We start from the raw sequence: 21,163 nt of genomic DNA on the forward strand, positions 1-21,163 counted from the left end.
TATGCGGCTGGGAAATTGTTGGCTGTTGCGCGTCTTTTCTTTTAATTTTTTTGCTTGGATCGATTATATTAGTAATAGGAAAAAAGGAGGATGTCAGTCGGTTGGGGAAAACGGAACGATGATCGAAAGGAGAGGGAATATGGATCGATCTGTCGCCTCACTGTTGGATCGCATCCATGAACAATACGAACGATGGAGGACGGGACCGCCGCTTGACGGTGTGGAATTGGCCCGATTTTTCAATGCTGTCGGCCGGACGGCGGCGGTGATTGGCCTTAGCGACATCGCTGCTGAAGCAGAGCGGCTCATTCACCGGTTGAACGGCCAAACGGAACGGCAATGGACAGCGGAGGAGGCGCTGATGGAGATGGTTCCTCTCCTTCGCTGCTTCTATGAAGCCGGGGAAGCGGCTTCTGCCACCATTCCCTCTTCGCACCGCCAAGGGCCGAAAGCAGCGATTCTCCTCTGTGGAAATGATCCCCTGTTTTTTGCTTACGTCCGCGGCGCCCTGCAAACCGTGCCATGGCGTTTCACGACGATTCCCTCCCTTGAGCAGGCGGCCGCGTCGATGTTTCGTCTCAGCCCGGATTGCATCATCGTCAGCGTGAAGGAGGGAGAGTGGGAGAATCCGGACTTGACGGTTTTGCTTGAGCGCGCCGGACAGCGCCCCTATCTTCCTGTTGTCATTGTGAGGAGAGACGAGGGCAAAGAGGGGCGGTTGAAAGGTTATGAGCTTGGCGCGGATGATGTCATCACCACCCCAGCGGCAGATGAGCTGTTCGTTCGCGTTCGCCGGCTCATTGAAAAAAAACGAAAAATCGATGACCTTGTGCTCATTGACGAATTGACAGGTGTGTACAACCGGAAGTATTTGCCGCGGGTATACGCCCGCCTTCGGAGCGACCTCGAGCGTTACGGAGCGCCAAGCTGTTTGGCGTTGCTTGATTTGGACCATTTCAAACAAGTCAATGACCGTTTCGGCCACCTTGCAGGCGATGCGGTATTGCAAAAGCTGGCTGCCTTTTTGCGCCAACATACACGTGGAGTGGATACGGTCGTTCGCTTTGGGGGCGAAGAGTTTGTCGTTTGGCTGGCCAAAACGTCCAAAAGCGAGGCTCGTGCAGTGCTTGAGCGGCTGCAACGCCAGTTCGCCGCCGAAAAAATCGAGGCGGATGGCGCACTTCTATCATGTACGTTTTCCGCCGGCCTGGTTGAGTGCGATGAACCGGATCGGCCGCTTGACTATTGGCTGCGTCTGGCCGACAAGGCGCTGTATGCGGCGAAACGAGGCGGCGGCAATCGGATCGAAGAGGCGGCGCGTGAGAAAAGCGGTTCTTCGGATGAGGCCCCAAGCCAAGCATCAACGGATCGGCGGCGATGGGCGATTGCCATCGTAGACGACGATGAACTCGTGCGGATGATGATTGCTGATCTTGTCCGCAAGCTCGTCAATGAGCAGGGGAGGAAAGCAGACATTTACGAGTTTGGCGACGGCCTTTCGTTTCTCGAATCTCCGTTTTATCAAAGCGGGCGGCAATCTGTCGTCATTTTGGATCGGGTGATGCCAAAAATGGACGGCCTTGAGGTGTTGAACCGCCTCCGTCAAGAGCGAAAGCCATACAAGGTGATGCTGCTGACGTCGCGCCAAGATGAGCGGGATATTGCCCATGCGCTGAACCGAGGAGCGGACGAATATGTGACAAAGCCGTTCAAATGGTTTGAACTTGAGGCGCGGCTGCGCCGGCTGCTGAAGGAGCTGGATGAGTGATGGCGCTGTTGGTCGTCTTCACGGCAGCAACCGTGGGTGATCGAAGCAGGCGGATATACGGATACAGCTGGAGAGGATATGGAACTCGTTGTGCGCCTGCATCGACTGGCGCGTGAAAAAAACGAGGAGAAAAAAATCATCTATATCCCCGACCCGGTTTGCTGGACAGAAGCGCCGGAAACGTATGGGGATTTGCGGAGGCAGCGGCGGCGCTGGCATCGCGGGCTTTTGGAAAGCTTATGGATGCATCGATCGATGCTGTTCAATCCGAAATATGGCTCAATCGGCCTTCTTTCGCTGCCGTATTTTTGGTTCATTGGGCTTCTTGGCCCGATCGTTGAATTGATGGGCTATATTGTCGTTGTTTTCTCCTTATTTCTCGGAAACTTGTACGTTGAATTCGCTCTTTTGTTGCTGACGGTTTCGGTTTTGTACGGTTCGCTCTTCTCGGCCGCCGCCGTCTTGCTTGAAGAGTGGACTGAGCGAAAGCTCCCGAGCATCTCTGATTTGGTGAAGCTGTTTTTCTTCGCGTTGACCGAGACGTTTTGGTACCGTCCGCTTACCGCTTGGTGGCGGTGCGAAGGGGTGATCGACGCTGTTCGCCGGAAAAAGCAATGGGGGAGCATAAAGCGAAAAGGAGTGTCGGTGTAAACATAGGTAGAGAATAGAGCGAAAAGGGTGCGCCTCGGCTTGACGAATCAGTGCATGTCTCCCCAAGTGATCGTGATCGAACCCAAAGAGGAATATTCACGAAAACATGATGAATTCAAAGAGAAAAGCCAGGTCACGGCTCGGCGTCCGCTTAATAGCGGTCGCCGAGCCGTTTAAATACGGGTCTTGTCAGCCGTTTCGGCTTTTGTTCCGGCTTTTCCTTCAGTCCGGTGTAGGCGATGAGAATGGCTTTTGCCTCTGACAGCGGCATCCGAGCTGGAGGGTTGCGGTATGAATCGTTGAGAGAGCCAAGGTGCGGAAGGGCGGCGAAATCTTGTTTTGTCGGTGGGATGTGGAAGTAGTAGTCGCCGACGGCGACAAGCACGTCGGATTGCTGTTGGCTGTATCTCGGATTGCGGGAAAAATGGAGGCCCACTTTTTTCGCCTTGCCCTCCTCAAGCAGCTTCTCGATCGCTTTTTTCTTCAGAAGATAAAGAAACGAAGGGTTCAATGCTGTTTTGGCATGGCGGTTGACGGTAAAAATCGCTTTGGCAATATTGTCGACCGTCAATTGCACCGGTTTCATCGGCATGTCTCCTTTTTTCTTTCTATTATAACATAGGAAGCGGTGTTGTTGCCCGGTTTGTCCTACTTCTATCCGGGGGTAAGCGAAAAAACGGTCAACTCCGGCGGAGCGAAGAAGCGAAGCGGCACCCTTGTTGTGCCAAGGCCGCGGTTGACGTACAACAAGAGTCCGCCGACGTGGTAAAACCCTTCATAATACCGCTCAGACAACGGCGGCGTGATGAGCGGTCCGATAAACGGCAACTGAATTTGCCCGCCGTGGCTATGGCCGGAGAGTTGAACGTGAATAGGGAAGCGGCGAGCCTCAATGGCACCGTCCGGCTCATGAACGAGGGCGATCGTATATGTCGCCCGAGGAATGCCGTTCGTCATTTTCGACCAGTCCGGGCGTCCGAGCATCATATCGTCGCTGCCGGCGATAGCGATCGCGTCATGGCCGCGCCGGACGAGTGCATGCTCATTGACGAGAACGCGGAACCCGGCTCGTTCCATCAATCGACGGTAAATATCTGTCCCGTAGCCGCCGTGATCATGGTTTCCGTAAATACAAAATTTTCCAAGAGGAGCACGGACGCCAGCCAACGCCTCAGCGACCGCGTTGACGTGCGGATACCGGTTCGCCTCATGGAGCAGATCACCTGTGAATACGACGAGATCGGGCCCGAGTTCGTTGATGCGGCCGATAATGCGGTAAAAGCGTTTCAAGCCGTAATAATGGCCGAGATGGAGATCACTGAACTGCAGCAGCTTGACGCCGGCAAACGACTTTGGGATCAGCGGATGCGACAGCGCATGGTGCGTCACGGTCAGCTCGGCTGGCTCAATCCAGCGGGCGTATCCAGAGGCGGCTGCCATCGCCAGCGCTGCGCTGAAACTTGTGCGCGCCAGCTTTTTCAAAAAGGCGCGCCGGCTTAGTTTGGTTGTTTCGATATGGTGCATCGTTTCGCCGTCCTTTCACAAGCAGCTTTATTATAACGAAAAGAGAGGGAAAAGGACAATAGGAGGACTAAGATGTTCGAATATTCCACTATTTTATGATATGATAAAAATGAATGAGTAATCAGTCATAGGAGGAGAAATGGATGAACGGAAAAGTGATCATTGTGACCGGCGGGTCGAGCGGAATGGGGAAATATATGGCGAAGCGGTTTGTTTCTGATGGGGCCAACGTCGTCATTACGGGAAGGCGGGCCGAGGCGCTCGAAGAGGCCAAGCGGGAAATCGCCGCGCCGGATGGAGGGAAAGTGCTTACGATCCCGATGGATGTGCGCAACCCGGAACAAGTGGCGCACATGGTGGAGCGGACTGATGCGGAATTCGGCCGCATCGATGCCCTCATCAACAACGCGGCTGGCAATTTCATTTGCCCGGCGGAAAAGTTGTCGATCAACGGCTGGAACAGCGTCATTAACATTGTGTTAAACGGCACGTTTTACTGCAGCCGGGAAGTCGGCAACTACTGGATTCAGCGCGGCTTGAAAGGGAACATTATCAACATCGTTGCGACATATGCCTGGCATGCCGGCGCCGGGGTCATTCATTCAGCGAGCGCCAAGGCTGGAGTGCTGGCAATGACGCGCACGCTTGCTGTGGAATGGGGGAAAAAGTACGGCTTCCGCGTCAATGCGATCGCTCCCGGACCGATTGAGCGGACCGGCGGGGCGGAGCGGCTTTGGGAATCAGAGGAAGCGGAGCGGATGACGTTGGAAAGCGTGCCGCTCGGGCGGCTCGGGACGCCGGAAGAAATCGCGGCGGTCGCTTCGTTTTTGCTTTCGGATGAAGCCGCTTACATTAACGGCGCTTGCATCACAGTCGACGGCGGCCAATGGCTGAACCGGCGGCCGTTTTAATCAAATTTGCCATAAAGCAAGATGGTCCTCACCCAAAAGGGATTGCAGGCGGTATTTCTTCATTTATCGCGGGCAACCGGCTCATTGCACGCAACGGCCTTTGTCACAAGCGGATTCCCTGCTGTCAGGGGAGCCGCTTTTTTTACGAGTCAGGAACGATTGGGCAATTATGCTATAATAAAGGCAAAGATGGTCGATGGGGATGAGGTGAACACGATGGATGCATTAGACGTGATGGCCAACTTGCCGCAAGTGATTCCGCACTATCAACCGATTTTCAGCGCCGATGAGCATGGGGTCGTCGGCTATGAAGTGCTCGGTCGGTTTCAAACGGAAACAGGGCCGGTCAGCCTTGGGCCGTTTTTTCACGATGAAACCATTCCAGAAGAATTTCGCATCGAAGTGGATGATGTGATCACGAAAAAAGCGCTCGACTATTTTCTGTCGCTTGATGATCAAACGCTGCTCATTTTTTTAAACCGCGACGCCAACTTGCTGATGCTTGACCGCGGCGAGTCGTTTTTGCAGCTGCTTCTCTCCTATGAAGCGAAAGGGTTGGCCCCAAGCCGCATCGTTTTGGAAATCAACGAGCAGCATTTCAAGGGAGACGTCGATCAGCTCAGCCATTTATTGACGTATCTTCGTACATACGGCGTTAAAGTGGCGGTCGACAACATCGCCGAACATAGCATTCATCTTGAGCGAATCGGCGTCTTGTCGCCTGACATTTTAAAAATCGATTTGCGTGAATTGCGGAAAACGTCCGTTCATCAAGCATACCAGGAAATCGTTCACTCGATTTCGCTGTTGGCGCGCAAAATCGGAGCGACGCTCCTGTATGAGGACATCGAAACGTCATTTCAGCTTCAGTATGCTTGGCGGCATGGCGGCCGCTATTATCAAGGGTATTATTTGGCCAAGCCGGCGCCAGAGGTTGTGCCGCGCGATTTGTTGAAAGACTTGCTCCGCCAAGAGTGCCATCGCTTCATCCAGCAGGAAAAGAAAAAGCTTGAAACGCTGTATCAAATTGCTGAGCAGTTTCAGCAGCGGATCAGCGCGCTGCTTGGCAAATACAAAAAAGCCGCCGATTTTAACGAGCTCATTTCCCTGTTGGCCGGCGAGCTCGACGATGTTTGCTTCCGCATTTATGTTTGTGATGAGGACGGCTTCCAGCAGTCGGGCAATATGTTCAAGCGCGGCGGCCGGTGGGAGCTTCAGCCGCAATATTATATGAAAAACTGGAGCTGGCGCCCGTATTTTTTGGAAAACATTATTCGCATGCGCTCGCGCCGAAGAGGGATTTTGTCCGATTTATACACGGATATTGAAACAGGGGAAACGATCCGGACGTATTCGTATCCGATCGATGAGCGCCATTACTTGTTTATTGACTTGTCGTACAGCTATTTGTTTGAGCATGACGCCCATTATTGACTGCATAAAATCGCCTCATTGCGGCAAAGTAAACATGAGGTGAAACTTATGGCACAGTTAACTTTTGTGTTATCCGCCCTCTCTGTATTGATCGCGGTCATTGGGTTCGTCTATACGGTTCGCCTCGGACGCCAACAGCGTTGGCAAGGGGAGCTTGACGGGCCGATTCCGAAAACGGTCGAGGAGCATGCCTACTTGCGCAACCCGGTGTTCCTCGCTTACGTACTCGCTGTCTTGCTCGCCATTTTTGCCATTGGTTATTTGGCGTTGCGCTATTATTGAAAAAAAGGCCATTCCATTCATATGGGTGGCCTTTTTGCCTGTCCGCAAATGACGCTTTTTTCCACGACTTTTTTCCTTTGCCGGCGAATATATATGGAAGCGGAAGAGGCAAAGGGGGAATGGAGATGACGAAGCGGCTGCCGACAAGGCTGTCGGGCGAGGAAGCGGCGTTATTGCTTGACGTTTTGTTCAGCCAGCAATATGCACTCGAGCTCATCCGCTCCGAGCTGGCGGATATCGAAAACGGAGACAAGGAGGTCGATGAACACCGGTACCGGCAGCTGTTGCGTTTATACGACCGACTGTTGACAGAGGAAGAGGAAGGATAAAAATTGTTGTGCACTATCGCTATCGCAGGAAGCGATAGTCTTTTTTATGGTATGATAACAATGTGGAGAGGAGAAGATGCAGAAGAAAGGCGGAACATCGGCATGACATGGGAACACAATGAATTCATGCAAATGACTGTCAAGCCATTTCTGATTCCGGCGGATAAAGTGGCGCATGTGCAGCCGGGAAATTATTTGGATCATGCGCTGCTCGTCCTGACGAAAACCGGCTATTCGGCGATTCCGGTATTGGACACATCTTATAAGCTTCACGGGCTCATCAGCATGACGATGATGATGGATGCAATTTTAGGATTGGAGCGCATCGAATTTGAACGTCTCGAGACGATGAAGGTCGAAGAAGTGATGAACCGAAACATTCCGCGCCTGCGGCTTGACGACAGCCTGATGAAGGCAGTGGGGCTTATTGTCAATCATCCGTTCGTGTGTGTGGAAAATGACGACGGATATTTTGCAGGCATTTTCACTCGACGGGAAGTACTGAAGCAACTGAATAAACAGCTGCACAGGCCTAATGGCGGCCGGAAGCTAGGCCGAAAAGAGGCTGAACAATGAGCAGAAAGATAATCGTGTGCAATAACAAGAGCAGCTGGCTTTGGCTGATCAGTTCGGAAGCTGCGTGGCAACTTCCGCAAGTGCAAGCCTTCGAGAAGATATTTACAGCATTTTGCTCGATGAATTTGTGCTTGTCACAATGATCTCTGTTTTGCTAAAGTAAAAAAGAATACAGGTGTAAAGGAGGATATCGCCCATGAAGATGATGGACGCCAATGAAATCATTTCCTTTATTCAAAACAGCAAAAAATCGACACCAGTCAAAGTATACATAAAAGGGGATCTCGAAGGCATCGATTTCGGCTCAAGCGCCAAAACATTTATCACGGGCAACGTCGGCGTCGTGTTTGGCGAATGGCAAGACATTCAAGCGGCAATCGAAGCGAATCAAGACAAAATCGAGGACTATGTCGTCGAGAACGACCGCCGCAACTCGGCCATTCCGCTCCTGGATTTGAAAGGCATCAAGGCGCGCATTGAGCCGGGCGCCATCATCCGCGACCATGTCGAAATCGGCGACAACGCCGTCATTATGATGGGAGCGGTCATCAATATCGGCGCCGTCGTCGGCGAAGGAACGATGATCGACATGAATGCGGTGCTCGGCGGCCGGGCGACGGTCGGGAAAAACTGCCATATCGGCGCCGGCGCGGTGTTGGCAGGCGTGATCGAGCCGCCATCAGCCAAGCCGGTCGTCATTGAAGACGATGTGCTCGTCGGGGCGAATGCCGTTATTTTGGAAGGCGTCACGGTCGGCAAAGGAGCGGTTGTGGCTGCCGGCGCCGTTGTTGTCGAAGACGTGCCGCCGTATACGGTCGTGGCCGGCGTGCCGGCGCGCGTCATTAAGCAGATCGACGAGCAAACGCGGGCGAAAACGGAGATTAAGCAGGAGCTTCGCCAATTATAATCATCATAAAAGCTGTCCCTTCACACGAGGACAGCTTTTTTGCCCATGGAGGAGAGACGATGTCTGCGATCAGCCCATTTGTCGCCATTCGCCGCGACTTGCATCAAATTCCGGAGCTTGGGTTTCAGGAGTTTAAGACGCAGCAATATTTGCTTCGCTATATCCAGTCCCTGCCGCAAGAGCGGCTTCAAGTCCGGACGTGGAAAACGGGGATTTTCGTCAAAGTCAACGGAACATCGCCGCGCAAAACGATCGGCTACCGCGCCGATATGGACGGGCTGCCGATTCGCGAGGAGACCGGCTTGCCGTATCGGTCGAAACATGAAGGGCGCATGCACGCGTGCGGCCACGATGTGCATATGAGCATCGCTCTTGGTGTGCTCACCCATTTTGCTCATCATCCACTGAAAGACGATTTGCTGTTTGTATTCCAGCCGGCCGAGGAAGGACCGGGCGGAGCAAAGCCGATGTTAGAAAGCGACATCATGCGGGAATGGAAGCCGGATATCATCGTCGCCTTGCATATTGCGCCGGAATATCCCGTCGGCACGATTGCAACGAAAGAAGGGTTGCTGTTTGCCAATACGTCGGAGCTGTTTATCGATCTGAAGGGGAAAGGTGGCCACGCGGCGTTTCCGCATTTAGCGAATGACATGGTCGTCGCCGCCTGCGCATTGGTGACGCAGCTGCAGTCGATCGTCGCCCGCAACGTCGATCCGCTCGACAGCGCGGTCATTACGATCGGAAAAATTGCCGGCGGGACGGTGCAGAACGTCATTGCGGAGCACGCCCGGCTCGAAGGAACGATTCGGACGCTGTCGACTGCAGCGATGCAGAAGGTGAAGCGGCGGATTGAAGCGATCGTGCATGGCATTGAAGTCGCGTACGAATGTGAAGCATCCATCGATTACGGTGCCATGTACCATGAAGTGTATAATGATCCGGATCTGACAGCGGAATTTATGAAGTTTGCCAAGGCGCACGGCGGCGTGAATGTGATCCGTTGCAAAGAAGCGATGACTGGCGAAGATTTCGGCTATATGCTGGCGGACATCCCGGGTTTTATGTTTTGGCTTGGCGTCGCCTCACCATATGGGCTGCACCATGCAAAACTGGCTCCGAACGAGGAAGCGATCGACCGCGCCATCGCGTTTTTAATCGACTATTTTTCATGGAAAGGAAACGCAGAATGAAGTATAGTTCCGCCTCTAGCAACACACATTAATGAGTGTGAGGAGGTGGATTGTGATGGCGAAAATTGGTGTTGAGCCATCGTTGACGGACGTACAGGAAGCGTTGAAAGAGCGAGGATATGACGTTGTGCCGCTCCGAGGGGAGCAAGACGCAAGAGGCTGCGACTGCTGCGTCATTACCGGCCTGGACGCCAATATCGCCGGCATTCACAACATCGTGACGTCCGGTCCGGTCATTGAAGCGAGCGGGCTCACCGCAGAAGAGATTTGCCAAAAAGTCGAAGAAAAACTTCGCTGATGACGAACGTTCGGGCTGTGTGCGCTGGCAGCCCGCTTTTGGGCGAAATGGCAAAATCGCATAGCGTAAAGGAATGGTGGAAAAGGAACGAAGAACGTTTTCGTTCCTTTTTCTTTTTTGCTAAAATAAGGGGAGAAACAATGCTTGATCAACGATGGAGGAGTGTCAATGAAAAAGAAACAGTTTGCCGTCATCGGCCTCGGGCGCTTTGGCGGCAGCATCTGCCGGACGCTGAGCGAACAAGGGATGGAAGTATTGGCCATCGATATTGATGAAGACCGGGTAAACGAATTTGCGTCGATCGCTTCGCACGCCGTCGTCGGCGACACGACCGATGAAAACGTGCTGAAAAGTTTAGGCATCCGCAACTTCGACCATGTCATTGTCGCGATCGGCGACAACATCCAGGCGAGCATTTTGACGACCCTGATTTTAAAAGAGCTCGGCGTCAACCATATTACGGTCAAGGCAACGAACGATTACCATGAGAAAGTGCTGAAAAAAATCGGCGCTGACCAAATCGTGCATCCAGAACGGGACATGGGCGAGCGGATCGCCCACAACTTGATTTCCAACAACGTCCTAGATTATCTGGAGCTGTCGGACAAATACAGCATTGTCGAAATCGTGGCAAGCGAGCGGCTTGACGGCCATTCGCTTTTGGAGCTTGACATCCGCGCCCGCTATGGCATCAACATCGTCGCCATCAAGCGTGGAACAAGCGTCATCGTCTCCCCGCTCGCCTCGGAAATCATCCGCAAAGGCGACGTGTTGGTCGTCATCGGCGCTGACAGCGACATTGACCGGTTTGAGGAAAAAGTGGTCGGTTGACGGCTGGCAGGCGGCCTGTGCATGATGATGACGGAAAAAGGGCATCCTTTTACAAGGACGCCCTTTTTTCTTTAGATTTCCATGATGATCGGCAAAATCATTGGCCGCCGTTTCGTCCGCTCGTACAAGAACGGAGCGAGCGTTTCCGTAATTTCGTTTTTGATCTCCGACCATTGGTTCGTTTTCCGTTCCAGCACTTTTTCGAGATGCTTGGAGATCAACACTTGCGCTTCGCTGATTAAGTCACCTGACTCACGCATATAGACGAAGCCGCGAGAAATAATGTCCGGGCCGGCGGCGATTTTGAACTCTTTCATGTTGATGCTGACGACGACAATCACGAGCCCTTCCTCAGACAAAATGCGGCGGTCGCGCAAGACGATGTTGCCGATGTCGCCGACACCGCTGCCGTCGATGTAGACGGAGCCGGACGGGATCTTGCCGACGATGCGCGCTTCTTTGTCGCTGATGCCAAGCACTTCGCCGTTGTCCATAATAAAGCAGTTTTCCTCCGGCACGCCGCAGTCGATGGCGAGCTTGGCGTGCATTTTTTGCATGCGGTATTCGCCGTGGATCGGCATGAAATATTTCGGCTTCATCAGCCGGATCATCAATTTTTGTTCTTCCTGCCCACCGTGGCCGGACGTATGGATGTCGTTGAGCGGGCCATGGATGACTTCTGCGCCGGCGCGGTACAGCATGTTGATTGTCCGGTTGACGCTCACCGTGTTGCCCGGAATCGGCGATGAGGAAAAGACGACCGTGTCGCCTGGGATGATTTGAATTTGCCGGTGCGTGCCGTTGGCGATGCGCGACAAGGCGGCCATCGGCTCCCCTTGGCTGCCGGTGCATAAAATCGTCACCCGGTTGGCCGGCAGGCGGTTGATTTCGTTCGCGTCGACGAACGTGCCTTTCGGACATTTGATATAGCCGAGGTCTTGTCCGATCTCAATCGCCGCTTCCATGCTTCGACCGAAGACAGCGATTTTTCGGTTGTTGGCGACGGCTGCTTCCGTCACCTGTTGGAGACGGTGGATGTTTGATGCAAATGTGGCGAAAATGATGCGTCCTTCCACCTTGCGGAAAATGTCGTGAATGCTTTCACCGACGCGCCGCTCCGACATCGTAAAATGCGGGATCTCGCTGTTCGTGCTGTCCGACAGCAGGCAAAGAACTCCTTCTTTCCCAATTTCGGCCATTTTTGTCAAATTGGCCGGCTCGCCGACCGGCGTAAAGTCGAATTTAAAATCCCCAGTGTGAACGATTTGCCCGACTGGCGTTTTCACAACAATACCGTAGCTGTCCGGAATGCTGTGTGTCGTCCGGAAAAAGGTGACGGCCGTTTTTTGAAAGCGGATGACATCGTCTTCGCGAATCTCAATGAGTTTCGCTTGGCGCAACAATCCATGTTCCTCAAGCTTATTGCGAATCAGCCCAAGCGCTAATTTGCCGCCGTAAATCGGGATGTTCACCTGCCGGAGCAAATACGGAATGCCGCCGATATGGTCTTCGTGCCCGTGGGTGATGAACAGTCCTTTCACTTTGTCCGCGTGCTTCACTAAATAGGAGTAGTCTGGAATGACATAGTCGATCCCGAGCAGCTCATCTTCCGGAAACTTAATGCCTGCGTCAATGACAATGATTTCGTCTTGGAATTGTACGCCGTATGTATTTTTTCCAATTTCACCCAGTCCGCCGAGGGCAAAAACGCCAACTTGCTGATCTGTCAACAGCTTCATGATGAAATCTCCAATACTTGAAAGTTCGGGCTTTTCTTTTCGTATTCTAGATGCGCTCCCTCTAACGGCTGAATATACTCAATATTGATCGGACGGCCTTCGAGTTTTCGGCGTACATCCCGCTCTGATTCTGCTTCGATGTAGAGTGTTTTCGTTTTTTCTCTCACGGGCGCCTCGTCTGCGTTTTCTTGGTAAAACACTTTGAAAATCATCGTGAAATCTCTCCTTATCGTACAATGGTTGCTCTATCTATTATATAAGAATGTAACTTTCTTTTCATGTATTTTGTTGCCAAAAGCAAAAAACAGGCGTGAGATGTGCCGACGATATGCATCATCTTTGACGAATGTTGCCCGCTTTATTCGCCAAAGTGGGAAAGAAGCCCTTCGAATGGAAGGGCTGTTGTTGTAACGGTCAGGCGATCAATTTTTTCCGGAGCAGGTCTTTCCACTGTTGAAGCAGCTTTTTTTTCAGCTTTTTCAACATGTTTCATCACTCCTTACCTTTTATTGTACTCATTTTGCGGCGAAAGTAAATGTTCTATTATATATGATATGTAGGCGGAGGTTTGTTTTTCATGGGTAAAAATGGAACAGATCGTGCCTCTTGGTTGACATTCCGGGCGTTTTTCAGTACGGTAGACAATGAACAATTTTTTAACAAGGGGAAGTGAACGTGGGCAGAAAAATCGTCTTTTTCGACATCGACGGCACGCTTCTTGATGAGCAAAAGCAGCTGCCGCTGTCAACGATCGAAGCGGTTCGCCGCCTGAAGCAGTCGGGCGTTTATGTCGCCATCGCCACCGGACGCGCTCCGTTTATGTTTGAGCATGTGCGCAAACAGCTTGGCATCGATTCGTTCGTCAGCTTCAACGGTCAGTACGTCGTTTTTGAAGGGAACGTGTTATACAAGCAGCCGCTCCGGCGCGAGAAAGTCAGGGCGCTGACAGAGGAAGCCCACAAAAACGGCCATCCGCTCGTCTTTATGGATGCGGAGAAAATGAGAGCGAGCATCGGCGACCATCCGCACATCCACGTCAGCATGGCGAGTCTAAAATTCGCCCACCCGCCTGTCGACCCTCTTTATTATGAGAACAAAGACATTTATCAAGCGCTTCTGTTTTGCCGCGCCGAGGAAGAAGAACCGTATGTGCGCAACTATCCCGAATTTCGCTTCGTCCGTTGGCATGACGTCTCGACGGATGTGCTGCCGGCAGGGGGCTCGAAGGCGGAAGGCATCCGCATGATGATCGAAAAGCTCGGGATCGATAAGAAGGATGTGTACGCGTTCGGCGACGGATTGAATGACATTGAAATGCTCTCGTTCGTCGGAACCGGGGTGGCGATGGGCAACGCCCATGAGGAAGTGAAAAGGGTCGCCGACTTCGTTACGAAACCGGTCGATAAGGAAGGCATTTGGTACGGATTGAAACAGCTGCAGCTCATCCGATAAAAAGCGGCCTTGGCCTTTTCGGCGAGGCCGCTCGCCATTGACAGCGGGCTTTTTAGCGCCCGATTGGAATCGCCCCGTCCGGCACTTGAAACGGGTCATCGGGGTTGATGCGGTCATAGAACATAATGCCGTTTAAATGATCGATTTCATGTTGGAAGACGATGGCCGGCAGCCCTTTCAAGCGCAGTGTGACTTCTTCGCCGTCGATCGTCGTCCCAGTGACCGTGATGCGGGCATAGCGCGGCACATACCCTGGCACGTCGCGGTCGACCGACAGGCAGCCTTCCCCGGTCGTCAAGTAACATTGCTGGACGGAATGGCTGACGATTTTCGGATTGAACAAGGCGTAGCTGTACAGCGTCCCGTTTTCATCGGTGACATGGACGGCGATCATCCGCTTTGAGACGTTGATTTGCGGGGCGGCAAGGCCAATGCCGGGCCGCAGGCCGTATTTCGCTGCCAGCTCCGGGTCTTGGCTCATTTTCACGTAGTCAAGCAAGCTTTGCAAAATGCGCTTATCTTCCTCTGAAGGCGGCAACGGAACGGGTTCGGCGATTTTCCGCAATGTCGGGTGCCCCTCTTTGATGATGTCCTTCATCGTGATCATTCGCTTCGTTCACTCCCTACGTTTGGCATCGCTGTCTATCGTTTAGTCTAACAAAATGAGCATCGATCGTAAATAAAAACGCAACCGCACGAATATATTATTCGAGTATAAGGAAAACAATAAGACAAATTCGAGAAAACGTTTTCATTATCTTGTCAAGCCACTGTGTGTTTTATATTTTGTGAAAATATAATACAGAACTCATACAGATGGTGAGGAATGTAATATAACAGTTTGTGGGCGGAATATTGCCAATTCCAATTTCACCCAAAAAATAAAGCGAAAAAACATGAGAAATCAAAGTCGTTGACGGTTGATCCAAGAACGTGTAAACTAAAACTTGCAAATGCATATTGTACTAATTCAGTCTTGAAAAATAGTGAAACAGATTTCGGCGCCTTTGTTGCTTGTGTTGGCGCCGGATGGCGGCCGTTTTTTATTTCTCTTTCATTTTGGGTACATTAATAGTATATGGGCGAATGTATTCTCATTTCTAAAATTTCTAATGAAAGGCAGAGGTGAATAACATGGGTGTGAAAACCTCCCAGTTTCGATTTGCGGAGCAGCTCGAGAAAGTAGCCGAGCAGTTCCCGACGTTTCAAATTTTGAATGAAGACGGCGAAATCGTCAACGAAGAGGCGATGCCGGAGTTAAGCGATGAGCAGCTGAAAGAGCTGATGCGCCGCATGGTGTATACGCGCATCCTCGACCAGCGCTCCATTTCGTTGAACCGCCAAGGCCGACTCGGGTTTTACGCGCCGACCGCCGGGCAAGAAGCGAGCCAAATCGCCAGCCATTTTGCGCTTGAGAAAGAAGATTTCATTTTGCCGGGATATCGCGACGTTCCGCAAATCATTTGGCACGGGCTTCCGCTTTATCAAGCGTTTTTGTTCTCGCGCGGCCACTTTCATGGCAACCAAATTCCTGAAGGCGTCAACGTCTTGCCGCCGCAAATCATCATCGGCGCCCAATACATTCAAGCGGCCGGCGTGGCGCTCGGCTTGAAAATGCGGGGCAAAAAGGCGGTGGCCATTACATATACCGGCGATGGGGGCACATCGCAAGGCGACTTTTATGAAGGGATCAACTTCGCGGGGGCGTTTAAGGCACCGGCCATCTTTGTTGTGCAAAACAACCGCTTTGCCATCTCGACGCCAGTGGAGAAGCAAACGATCGCCAAAACATTGGCGCAAAAAGCGGTCGCTGCCGGCATTCCGGGCATTCAAGTCGACGGCATGGATCCGCTTGCGGTCTACGCCGCGGTGAAAGCAGCCCGCGAACGCGCCATTAACGGCGAAGGGCCGACGCTCATCGAAACGCTTTGCTTCCGCTACGGTCCGCACACGATGTCCGGCGACGATCCGACGCGCTATCGTTCGAAAGAACTCGAAAACGAATGGGCGAAAAAAGACCCGCTTGTCCGCTTCCGCAAGTTTTTAGAAGCGAAAGGTTTATGGAGCGAAGAGGAAGAAAACCGCGTCATCGAGCAGGCGAAAGAGGACATCAAGGAAGCGATCAAAAAAGCGGACGAAACGCCGAAACAAAAAGTGACCGACTTAATCAGCATCATGTTCGAAGAGCTGCCGGCGAACTTAAAAGAGCAGTATGAAATTTATAAAGAGAAGGAGTCGAAGTAAGCCATGGCGCAAATGACAATGGTTCAAGCGATCACCGATGCGCTGCGCATCGAGATGAGAAACGATCCGAACGTGCTGGTGTTTGGCGAAGACGTTGGGGTCAACGGCGGCGTATTCCGGGTGACCGAAGGGCTGCAAGCTGAGTTTGGCGAAGAACGTGTGTTTGATACGCCGCTGGCCGAATCGGGGATCGGCGGTTTGGCGATCGGCTTGGCCTTGCAAGGGTTTCGCCCAGTGCCGGAAATTCAGTTTTTCGGGTTCGTCTATGAGGCGATGGATGCGATTTGCGGACAAATGGCACGCATCCGCTACCGCACTGGCGGCCGCTACCATGTTCCGATTACGATTCGTTCACCGTTTGGCGGCGGCGTCCATACGCCAGAATTGCACTCAGACAGCTTAGAAGGACTCGTCGCCCAACAGCCGGGCTTGAAAGTCGTCATCCCGTCGACGCCGTATGATGCGAAAGGATTGCTCATCTCGGCGATCCGCGACAACGACCCGGTTATTTTCCTTGAGCATTTGAAACTGTACCGTTCGTTCCGACAAGAGGTGCCCGAAGGAGAGTACACAATTCCGATCGGCAAAGCAGACATTAAGCGTGAAGGGAAAGACATTACGATTATCGCGTACGGGGCCATGGTGCATGAATCGTTAAAGGCGGCGGCAGAATTAGAGAAAGAAGGCATTTCTGCCGAAGTCGTCGACTTGCGCACCGTGCAGCCGCTCGATATTGAGACGATCATTGGTTCGGTCGAAAAAACGGGCCGCGCCATCGTCGTTCAAGAAGCGCAACGGCAAGCCGGCATCGCCGCCAACGTCGTTGCTGAAATTAACGAGCGCGCGATTTTAAGCCTTGAGGCGCCTGTATTGCGCGTCGCCGCGCCGGATACCGTCTATCCGTTCGCTCAAGCAGAATCGGTGTGGCTGCCGAACTTTAAAGACGTGATCGAGACGGCGAAAAAAGTGATCAACTTCTAATGTGGACAAGTCCGGGGGAGCGAAGCGCCTTCCCCCGCTCATTTTCGGCAAACGATAGGAGGTCGACCTACAGTGGCATTTGAATTTAAGCTGCCGGACATTGGCGAAGGCATTCACGAAGGCGAGATCGTCAAATGGTTCGTCAAGCCGGGCGATGAAGTGAACGAAGACGACGTGTTGTGCGAAGTGCAAAACGACAAAGCGGTCGTCGAGATCCCATCTCCTGTCAAGGGGAAAGTGCTTGAGATTCTCGTCCCGGAAGGAACGGTGGCGACGGTCGGGCAAACGCTCATTACGCTCGATGCGCCGGGCTATGAAAACATGACGTTTAAAGGACAAGAACACGAAGAAGTGAAAAAAGAGGAAAAAGCGGAAACGGTGTCGAAAAAGGAAATGGTTGAGACCGCTGCTCCGAGCGCACCGGCGGCCGAAGCGGAAGCCGACCCGAACCGCCGCGTCATCGCGATGCCGTCTGTGCGCAAATATGCGCGTGAAAAAGGCGTCGATATCCGCCTCGTCCAAGGCACGGGGAAAAACGGCCGCATTTTGAAAGAAGATATTGACGCCTTCCTCGCCGGCGGCGCGAAAGCCGCGGCTGAGCCGACGCCGCAAGCGGCGGAAGAGAAGGCAGCGCCGCAAGCGCCAGCGGCGAAACCGGTTGTGCCGGAAGGCGAATTCCCGGAAACGCGCGAGAAAATGAGCGGCATCCGTCGGGCGATCGCCAAGGCCATGGTGCATTCGAAACATACGGCCCCGCACGTGACGCTGATGGACGAAGCCGATGTGACGAAGCTTGTTGCTCACCGAAAAAAATTCAAGGCCATTGCCGCGGAAAAAGGCATCAAGCTGACGTTCTTGCCGTATGTCGTCAAAGCGCTTGTTTCCGCGCTGCGTGAATATCCGGTGCTGAATACGTCGATCGACGATGCGACGGAGGAAATTATTCATAAGCATTACTACAACATCGGCATCGCCGCTGATACGGATCGAGGGTTGCTCGTGCCGGTCATTAAACATGCCGACCGGAAGCCGATTTTCGCGCTGGCGAAGGAAATCAACGAACTCGCTGAAAAAGCGCGCGAAGGCAAACTGATGCCAAACGAAATGAAAGGCGCATCGTGCACGATCACGAACATCGGCTCAGCCGGTGGGCAATGGTTTACGCCGGTCATCAACCATCCGGAAGTGGCGATTCTTGGCATCGGCCGCATTGCCGAAAAACCGATCGTCCGCGACGGTGAAATTGTCGCTGCTCCGGTCTTGGCGCTCTCGTTGAGCTTTGACCATCGGATGATCGACGGAGCGACGGCGCAAAAAGCGCTCAACCATATCAAGCAGCTGTTAAGCGATCCAGAATTATTATTAATGGAGGCGTAAAACGATGGTAGTTGGCGATTTTGCAATTGAAACAGAAACGCTCGTCGTTGGCGCCGGCCCTGGCGGCTATGTCGCCGCCATCCGCGCCGCACAGCTCGGCCAAAAAGTGACGATTGTGGAAAAAGGAAATTTGGGCGGCGTCTGCTTAAACGTCGGTTGCATCCCGTCCAAGGCGCTTATCTCGGCAAGCCATCGCTACGAGCAGGCGAAGCATTCCGAAGAGATGGGCATCAAGGCGGAAAACGTCACGGTTGATTTCTCGAAAGTGCAAGAATGGAAAGCGAGCATCGTCAAAAAATTGACGGGCGGCGTCGAAGGACTTCTCAAAGGCAACAAAGTCGACATCGTCAAGGGGGAAGCGTACTTCGTCGACGCCAATACGGTGCGCGTGGTCAACGGCGATAGCGCGCAGACGTATACGTTTAAAAACGCGATTCTGGCCACCGGTTCGCGTCCGATCGAGCTGCCGAACTTCAAGTTTTCCGGCCGCATTCTCGACTCGACCGGTGCGCTCAACCTCGGGGAAATCCCGAAATCGCTCGTTGTCATCGGCGGCGGCTACATCGGCATCGAACTCGGTACGGCTTACGCCAATTTTGGTGCGAAAGTGACGATTCTTGAAGGGGCCGGTGAGATTTTATCCGGCTTTGAAAAGCAAATGGTGTCCATCATTAAGCGCCGTCTGAAGAACAAAGGGGTCGAAGTTGTGACGAATGCGCTCGCAAAAGGAGCCGAAGAGCGTGCAGACGGCGTGACGGTCACGTATGAGGCGAACGGCGAAACGAAAACGATCGACGCCGACTATGTGTTGGTGACGGTCGGCCGCCGACCGAATACAGATGAACTTGGTCTTGAACAAATCGGCATCAAAATGAACAACCGCGGCTTGATTGAAGTGGACCAACAATGCCGGACAAGCGTGCCGAACATTTTCGCCATCGGCGACATCGTTCCAGGCCCGGCGCTTGCTCATAAAGCGTCGTATGAAGGGAAAGTGGCGGCGGAAGCCATCGCCGGCCATCCGTCGGTAGTGGATTACATCGCCATTCCGGCTGTGGTCTTCTCCGATCCGGAATGCGCCTCGGTCGGCTACTTTGAACAACAGGCGAAAGAGGAAGGCATCGACGTCATTACGGCGAAATTCCCGTTTGCCGCCAACGGCCGCGCTCTGTCACTCAACGATACGGACGGTTTCCTGAAGCTTGTCGTCCGCAAAGAAGACGGCGTTGTGATTGGAGCGCAAATCATCGGCCCGAACGCCTCGGATATGATCGCCGAGCTTGGGCTGGCCATTGAAGCCGGCATGACGGCGGAAGATATCGCGTTGACGATTCATGCCCACCCGACGCTTGGCGAAATCGCCATGGAAGCGGCGGAAGTGGCGCTTGGCACGCCGATTCATATCATTGCGAAGTAACGGAAAACGAAGGTGCCCCAAACACAGCGGGGCACCTTTTTCCTGCGGTGCAATAAGCAGGGAACATCATCCAGAAGCAAGATGATTGGCAGAAAAGAAATGAATCTGCGGCGACAGCTGTATGTTCGCCTGTTGCTGCGCCCGGTCGACAGTCTTTTGTCCAAAGGAGCGGCCTGGTCCATTTCTTGTCCAATTTCCCATACTATTTTCCGCTCTCGCTTCATATCGTTATGGTAAAGAACAAGCGGGAGATGGAGTTGAAATGAAAGCTTACGTTGCATTTTTGATGCAGATGATGATTTGGAGCAGTTTCTCATTGATCGAGTGGCTGTCAGGAAGAGACCGCCTGTTTTTCCGCGGGCTGATGCTGTGCATCTTTATGTACATCGCGTTTTTGCTGGCCCGCCAGCTCGGCTTGGCGACGCGCAAGGCGGCGCTGACGACGATTGGGACGGCGGCGGTGTACTTTGCCGGTCAGCATGTCATTTGGCAGGCCGTTCAATAAAAAACAGCGGTCGAATGCCCGCTGTTTACGCGCTGCCAAACACCATTGTCCGGCCGCTGAACAAGTGCAGTTCACCGCCGAGCGTTTTCGCCAGCCATTTGCTGAATTCATTGGCCTTCCCTTTATCCCCATGCGTCGCCCCCGGCGGCAGTGCGATGTCAATGAATGTCTCTTCTCCAGCTGTTCGCACGGAAATCGCCATCCCTTTGTACAAGCGGCCGTCGCCTTGCAAGTAGAGAACGGATTCGTGTATGCGGACCGTATACGGGAAGGCGGCCTGTTCGTACGCCCAACCAAGCTGTTCCCCTGTCTTTTTGAGCGCCATCTGGTAGCGCTCGAGCAGCTGTTTGACGTCCTCGATGGTCATCGTTTTCCCCGCAGGCAGCTTTAGATCGGTGTTCATCATTCCTTCCCCTCCCACCATTTCCATTGCGTCTTTATCCTTATTGTACCATATGTTGGCGGACAATAAATGGAAAAAGGGCGTTTTCAAAAAAGTTCTTTTTTATTAAATGTGATATACAAATTAGGATTGACAATTGAAATGTGATATATTATTATGAAATCAACAAGCGAATTTATCATCACAAAGGGGTTTTGGGGATGGGCACGATCGTATGTCAAACGTGTGATGCGACGATTGCATATTTCGAAGATGAAAAAGTGACGACGCTTTATGGGAAATGTGATTGCTGCGAGCATGACAATGAGGGCGGAGAAAAAGAATAAAACGGTCAAACCGAT

Annotated in this window: 24 protein-coding genes and 1 pseudogene; 18 read left to right on the top strand and 7 right to left on the bottom strand. The window is 52.8% G+C overall.

Going from position 1 to position 21,163, the window contains the following annotated elements; genetic code table 11:
- Positions 1-139: 139 nt before the first annotated feature.
- Both JCR24_RS12890 and JCR24_RS12895 read left to right on the top strand, forming a co-directional pair.
- Positions 140-1,768 (top strand): diguanylate cyclase, encoded by a 1,629-nt coding sequence (locus JCR24_RS12890; protein WP_031212924.1) that lies wholly within the window; start codon positions 140-142, stop codon positions 1,766-1,768.
- A 33-nt stretch (positions 1,769-1,801) separates the two neighbouring features.
- Positions 1,802-2,419 (top strand): annotated as a pseudogene (locus JCR24_RS12895) (glycosyltransferase family 2 protein); the annotation flags it as partial.
- Between the two features lie 151 nt (positions 2,420-2,570).
- On the opposite strand, the gene JCR24_RS12900 reads toward JCR24_RS12895, so the two are convergent.
- Both JCR24_RS12900 and JCR24_RS12905 read right to left on the bottom strand, forming a co-directional pair.
- On the bottom strand, positions 2,571-3,005 hold the full coding sequence (locus tag JCR24_RS12900) for a YkyB family protein (RefSeq protein WP_014195334.1): 435 nt from the start codon (positions 3,003-3,005) through the stop codon (positions 2,571-2,573).
- 68 nt (positions 3,006-3,073) lie between these two features.
- A complete protein-coding gene (locus JCR24_RS12905) occupies positions 3,074-3,943 on the bottom strand; it encodes a metallophosphoesterase (RefSeq protein WP_020278634.1) in 870 nt (289 codons plus the stop codon).
- Positions 3,944-4,086: 143 nt separating this feature from the next.
- On the opposite strand from JCR24_RS12905, the gene fadH reads away from it, so the two are divergent.
- The 9 genes from fadH (at position 4,087) to JCR24_RS12950 (ending at position 10,704) form a co-directional block, all read left to right on the top strand.
- The gene (fadH, locus tag JCR24_RS12910) at positions 4,087-4,854 is read left to right on the top strand and encodes a 2,4-dienoyl-CoA reductase (protein ID WP_011230544.1); all 768 of its coding nucleotides are present in this window, start codon (positions 4,087-4,089) and stop codon (positions 4,852-4,854) included.
- 216 nt (positions 4,855-5,070) lie between these two features.
- Positions 5,071-6,288 carry an EAL domain-containing protein gene (locus JCR24_RS12915; protein ID WP_011230545.1) on the top strand — a complete coding sequence of 406 codons (1,218 nt, stop codon included), beginning with the start codon at positions 5,071-5,073 and terminating at the stop codon, positions 6,286-6,288.
- A gap of 48 nt (positions 6,289-6,336) precedes the next feature.
- Positions 6,337-6,570: a hypothetical protein gene (locus tag JCR24_RS12920; RefSeq protein WP_011230546.1), complete on the top strand. Its 234-nt coding sequence runs from the start codon at positions 6,337-6,339 to the stop codon at positions 6,568-6,570.
- 125 nt (positions 6,571-6,695) lie between these two features.
- Positions 6,696-6,899, top strand: coding sequence for an antirepressor AbbA (abbA, locus tag JCR24_RS12925; RefSeq protein ID WP_013145903.1), 204 nt, complete (start codon positions 6,696-6,698; stop codon positions 6,897-6,899).
- A 102-nt stretch (positions 6,900-7,001) separates the two neighbouring features.
- Positions 7,002-7,475, top strand: coding sequence for a cyclic-di-AMP-binding protein CbpB (cbpB, locus tag JCR24_RS12930; RefSeq protein ID WP_011230548.1), 474 nt, complete (start codon positions 7,002-7,004; stop codon positions 7,473-7,475).
- 196 nt (positions 7,476-7,671) lie between these two features.
- Entirely contained in the window at positions 7,672-8,382 is a 711-nt protein-coding gene (dapD, locus tag JCR24_RS12935) for a 2,3,4,5-tetrahydropyridine-2,6-dicarboxylate N-acetyltransferase (RefSeq protein WP_011230549.1), read from the top strand.
- A 59-nt stretch (positions 8,383-8,441) separates the two neighbouring features.
- Positions 8,442-9,575: an N-acetyldiaminopimelate deacetylase gene (locus tag JCR24_RS12940; RefSeq protein WP_011230550.1), complete on the top strand. Its 1,134-nt coding sequence runs from the start codon at positions 8,442-8,444 to the stop codon at positions 9,573-9,575.
- Positions 9,576-9,630: 55 nt separating this feature from the next.
- On the top strand, positions 9,631-9,873 hold the full coding sequence (locus JCR24_RS12945; protein WP_011230551.1) for a YkuS family protein: 243 nt from the start codon (positions 9,631-9,633) through the stop codon (positions 9,871-9,873).
- A 168-nt stretch (positions 9,874-10,041) separates the two neighbouring features.
- Positions 10,042-10,704: a potassium channel family protein gene (locus tag JCR24_RS12950; RefSeq protein WP_011230552.1), complete on the top strand. Its 663-nt coding sequence runs from the start codon at positions 10,042-10,044 to the stop codon at positions 10,702-10,704.
- 71 nt (positions 10,705-10,775) lie between these two features.
- Here JCR24_RS12950 and rnjA read toward each other — a convergent pair whose 3' ends face one another.
- From rnjA to JCR24_RS17500, 3 genes are all read right to left on the bottom strand, one after another.
- Complete coding sequence (rnjA, locus tag JCR24_RS12955; RefSeq protein WP_011230553.1) at positions 10,776-12,443, bottom strand: ribonuclease J1; 1,668 nt, start codon at positions 12,441-12,443, stop codon at positions 10,776-10,778.
- Positions 12,440-12,655, bottom strand: coding sequence for a DNA-dependent RNA polymerase subunit epsilon (locus JCR24_RS12960; RefSeq protein WP_011230554.1), 216 nt, complete (start codon positions 12,653-12,655; stop codon positions 12,440-12,442). The genes rnjA and JCR24_RS12960 overlap by 4 nt, the downstream gene beginning before the upstream one ends.
- Before the next feature lie 146 nt (positions 12,656-12,801).
- Positions 12,802-12,936 carry a hypothetical protein gene (locus JCR24_RS17500; protein WP_014195339.1) on the bottom strand — a complete coding sequence of 45 codons (135 nt, stop codon included), beginning with the start codon at positions 12,934-12,936 and terminating at the stop codon, positions 12,802-12,804.
- A gap of 176 nt (positions 12,937-13,112) precedes the next feature.
- Here JCR24_RS17500 and JCR24_RS12965 point away from each other — a divergent pair, with 176 nt between their 5' ends.
- A complete protein-coding gene (locus JCR24_RS12965; protein ID WP_020278630.1) occupies positions 13,113-13,895 on the top strand; it encodes a Cof-type HAD-IIB family hydrolase in 783 nt (260 codons plus the stop codon).
- Between the two features lie 52 nt (positions 13,896-13,947).
- Here the strand turns inward: JCR24_RS12965 and def are convergent, their stop codons facing one another.
- Entirely contained in the window at positions 13,948-14,502 is a 555-nt protein-coding gene (gene def / locus JCR24_RS12970) for a peptide deformylase (RefSeq protein ID WP_011230557.1), read from the bottom strand.
- A gap of 527 nt (positions 14,503-15,029) precedes the next feature.
- On the opposite strand from def, the gene pdhA reads away from it, so the two are divergent.
- The 5 genes from pdhA (at position 15,030) to JCR24_RS12995 (ending at position 20,419) form a co-directional block, all read left to right on the top strand.
- Positions 15,030-16,139, top strand: coding sequence for a pyruvate dehydrogenase (acetyl-transferring) E1 component subunit alpha (gene pdhA, locus JCR24_RS12975; protein ID WP_238980761.1), 1,110 nt, complete (start codon positions 15,030-15,032; stop codon positions 16,137-16,139).
- Positions 16,140-16,142: 3 nt separating this feature from the next.
- Positions 16,143-17,120 (top strand): pyruvate dehydrogenase complex E1 component subunit beta, encoded by a 978-nt coding sequence (gene pdhB, locus JCR24_RS12980; protein ID WP_011230559.1) that lies wholly within the window; start codon positions 16,143-16,145, stop codon positions 17,118-17,120.
- A gap of 72 nt (positions 17,121-17,192) precedes the next feature.
- On the top strand, positions 17,193-18,497 hold the full coding sequence (locus JCR24_RS12985; RefSeq protein ID WP_013145897.1) for a dihydrolipoamide acetyltransferase family protein: 1,305 nt from the start codon (positions 17,193-17,195) through the stop codon (positions 18,495-18,497).
- 4 nt (positions 18,498-18,501) lie between these two features.
- Entirely contained in the window at positions 18,502-19,914 is a 1,413-nt protein-coding gene (gene lpdA, locus JCR24_RS12990; protein ID WP_060788367.1) for a dihydrolipoyl dehydrogenase, read from the top strand.
- 262 nt (positions 19,915-20,176) lie between these two features.
- A complete protein-coding gene (locus tag JCR24_RS12995; protein WP_011230562.1) occupies positions 20,177-20,419 on the top strand; it encodes a hypothetical protein in 243 nt (80 codons plus the stop codon).
- A 25-nt stretch (positions 20,420-20,444) separates the two neighbouring features.
- Here JCR24_RS12995 and JCR24_RS13000 read toward each other — a convergent pair whose 3' ends face one another.
- Entirely contained in the window at positions 20,445-20,825 is a 381-nt protein-coding gene (locus JCR24_RS13000) for a DUF1885 family protein (RefSeq protein ID WP_013145895.1), read from the bottom strand.
- A gap of 197 nt (positions 20,826-21,022) precedes the next feature.
- Here JCR24_RS13000 and JCR24_RS13005 point away from each other — a divergent pair, with 197 nt between their 5' ends.
- Complete coding sequence (locus JCR24_RS13005) at positions 21,023-21,148, top strand: GapA-binding peptide SR1P (protein ID WP_011230564.1); 126 nt, start codon at positions 21,023-21,025, stop codon at positions 21,146-21,148.
- Positions 21,149-21,163 lie beyond the last annotated feature (15 nt).

Origin of the sequence: Geobacillus sp. YHL (genome assembly GCF_022341265.1) — a bacterium.
Classification (GTDB): domain Bacteria; phylum Bacillota; class Bacilli; order Bacillales; family Anoxybacillaceae; genus Geobacillus; species Geobacillus thermoleovorans.

Excerpts from the sequence above, each read along its gene's own strand:
- JCR24_RS12890 (WP_031212924.1), top strand. The coding sequence starts at position 140 with ATGGATCGATCTGTCGCCTCACTGTTGGATCGCATCCATGAACAATAC.
- JCR24_RS12900 (WP_014195334.1), bottom strand. The coding sequence starts at position 3,005 with ATGAAACCGGTGCAATTGACGGTCGACAATATTGCCAAAGCGATTTTT.
- JCR24_RS12905 (WP_020278634.1), bottom strand. The coding sequence starts at position 3,943 with ATGCACCATATCGAAACAACCAAACTAAGCCGGCGCGCCTTTTTGAAA.
- fadH (WP_011230544.1), top strand. The coding sequence starts at position 4,087 with ATGAACGGAAAAGTGATCATTGTGACCGGCGGGTCGAGCGGAATGGGG.
- JCR24_RS12915 (WP_011230545.1), top strand. The coding sequence starts at position 5,071 with ATGGATGCATTAGACGTGATGGCCAACTTGCCGCAAGTGATTCCGCAC.
- JCR24_RS12920 (WP_011230546.1), top strand. The coding sequence starts at position 6,337 with ATGGCACAGTTAACTTTTGTGTTATCCGCCCTCTCTGTATTGATCGCG.
- abbA (WP_013145903.1), top strand. The coding sequence starts at position 6,696 with ATGACGAAGCGGCTGCCGACAAGGCTGTCGGGCGAGGAAGCGGCGTTA.
- cbpB (WP_011230548.1), top strand. The coding sequence starts at position 7,002 with ATGACATGGGAACACAATGAATTCATGCAAATGACTGTCAAGCCATTT.
- dapD (WP_011230549.1), top strand. The coding sequence starts at position 7,672 with ATGAAGATGATGGACGCCAATGAAATCATTTCCTTTATTCAAAACAGC.
- JCR24_RS12940 (WP_011230550.1), top strand. The coding sequence starts at position 8,442 with ATGTCTGCGATCAGCCCATTTGTCGCCATTCGCCGCGACTTGCATCAA.
- JCR24_RS12945 (WP_011230551.1), top strand. The coding sequence starts at position 9,631 with ATGGCGAAAATTGGTGTTGAGCCATCGTTGACGGACGTACAGGAAGCG.
- JCR24_RS12950 (WP_011230552.1), top strand. The coding sequence starts at position 10,042 with ATGAAAAAGAAACAGTTTGCCGTCATCGGCCTCGGGCGCTTTGGCGGC.
- rnjA (WP_011230553.1), bottom strand. The coding sequence starts at position 12,443 with ATGAAGCTGTTGACAGATCAGCAAGTTGGCGTTTTTGCCCTCGGCGGA.
- JCR24_RS12960 (WP_011230554.1), bottom strand. The coding sequence starts at position 12,655 with ATGATTTTCAAAGTGTTTTACCAAGAAAACGCAGACGAGGCGCCCGTG.
- JCR24_RS17500 (WP_014195339.1), bottom strand. The coding sequence starts at position 12,936 with ATGAAACATGTTGAAAAAGCTGAAAAAAAAGCTGCTTCAACAGTGGAA.
- def (WP_011230557.1), bottom strand. The coding sequence starts at position 14,502 with ATGATCACGATGAAGGACATCATCAAAGAGGGGCACCCGACATTGCGG.
- pdhA (WP_238980761.1), top strand. The coding sequence starts at position 15,030 with ATGGGTGTGAAAACCTCCCAGTTTCGATTTGCGGAGCAGCTCGAGAAA.
- pdhB (WP_011230559.1), top strand. The coding sequence starts at position 16,143 with ATGGCGCAAATGACAATGGTTCAAGCGATCACCGATGCGCTGCGCATC.
- lpdA (WP_060788367.1), top strand. The coding sequence starts at position 18,502 with ATGGTAGTTGGCGATTTTGCAATTGAAACAGAAACGCTCGTCGTTGGC.
- JCR24_RS12995 (WP_011230562.1), top strand. The coding sequence starts at position 20,177 with ATGAAAGCTTACGTTGCATTTTTGATGCAGATGATGATTTGGAGCAGT.
- JCR24_RS13000 (WP_013145895.1), bottom strand. The coding sequence starts at position 20,825 with ATGATGAACACCGATCTAAAGCTGCCTGCGGGGAAAACGATGACCATC.
- JCR24_RS13005 (WP_011230564.1), top strand. The coding sequence starts at position 21,023 with ATGGGCACGATCGTATGTCAAACGTGTGATGCGACGATTGCATATTTC.